At 45.6% G+C, this 1,322-nt stretch carries 1 protein-coding gene and 1 pseudogene; both read left to right on the top strand.

Annotated features, from left to right (window positions below; all coding sequences use genetic code 11):
• Positions 1-162: 162 nt before the first annotated feature.
• Positions 163-393, top strand: a pseudogene (locus tag AB4496_RS21460) (Arm DNA-binding domain-containing protein); the annotation flags it as partial.
• A 30-nt stretch (positions 394-423) separates the two neighbouring features.
• Complete coding sequence (locus AB4496_RS21455; RefSeq protein ID WP_240798344.1) at positions 424-1,290, top strand: site-specific integrase; 867 nt, start codon at positions 424-426, stop codon at positions 1,288-1,290.
• Positions 1,291-1,322: the final 32 nt, after the last annotated feature.

Raw genomic sequence — 1,322 nt, 5'->3', positions numbered from 1 at the left:
TTGAGTTGGTGACCACACACCACGTCATAATCTGGCGATTATGGGTGGTTGTCTGTTGTAAATTATTGAAATTTATCAGTATTGAGTTTTTGTTTTTTAGTGTTATGGCATGTTTGACAGCGTTCTACGGTTCAAAAGTGCCCCTGTAAACAGGAGCTTGAAATGGAAAAAATATCTCTTACTCAGCGATTTGTCGAGCGCGTTAAACCGACTTCGACCACAAAAGAATACTATGATTCCAAGGTGTCTACGTTGTATTTACGAGTCTATCCGTCAGGGAGGTGCGTGTTTTTCGTTCGTTTTCAGCACAACGGATTGAGGCAAAATCATAAGCTAGGTTGCACGTTAGATTACTCATTACGTCAAGCAAGACGAGAAGCCTTGCGGCTTGTTCAGCAGGTACGCAGTCCGAAAAAGGAAATATTGCCCTCCATAACGCTGAAGGCGTTCGGCCAAGAGTTTTTTAAGCGTTATCCTCGTCATTGGAAATCTCGCACTTTGATAAAGAACGAAAGTGCCTTTCGTCTTCAGATCGCCCCTTATCTTGGAGATAGGGAAGTACAATCCATTGTTCGAAATGATGTTGAGCAGTGGTTTGCCCAGTTAAGCCATGTGAAAGGCTCAGCCAACCAAGCGTTAGTGTTGCTGTCGGTTATGATGCAGCAATGTGAAATGTGGGAATATCGTCCTAAAAATACCAATCCTTGCCGTGGTTTCAAGCGTTATAAAGAAGGAGGGGTAGAACGCTATCTTAGTAAAAACGAATTGCGTCAACTCTGGCGAGTGTTAGACACGTTAGAGGGCGATAACCCGGCTAAGGTCATGATAATACGTCTGTTGATATACACAGGTTGCCGCTCATCGGAAGTGAGAACCTTACAATGGAAAGAGTACCGAGGTGGTCACTGGCATTTACTAGACAGTAAAACGGGGGCGAAAACGGTTTACCTTTGCTCACAAGTCAGAGCTTATCTTGATGCATGGCAATCAGAGAGTCCTTACCTGTTTCCAGCCCCTTGTAACACTCAACCCATATCCACCAATCAGTTGGGTATATTCTGGCGACAGGCTCGCCAGTTGGCAGGATTGGAAGGCGTGCGCTTGCATGATTTACGTCACACCTACGCCAGTATTGCCATTCAGTCGAAGGTGAACGTGATCGTGTTGAGTCGTCTTTTGGGGCATGCTGAAGCGGAAACGACGCTAAAGTATGCGCATTTGGGACGTGAGGACGTGTGTCAGGCGGCCTCTCATGTGTCGGGTGTACTCGTTAAGGGGATGCGCTCATGAAGTCACTGTTATTCACTTCTAAAGTGATTCAA

The organism is Vibrio sp. 10N.222.46.A1, assembly GCF_041473595.1.
In the GTDB taxonomy this organism is placed as follows: Bacteria; Pseudomonadota; Gammaproteobacteria; order Enterobacterales; family Vibrionaceae; genus Vibrio; species Vibrio tasmaniensis_A.
The sequence above is the reverse complement of the archived record's forward strand: the minus strand, read 5'-3'. Positions and strand labels throughout refer to the sequence as shown.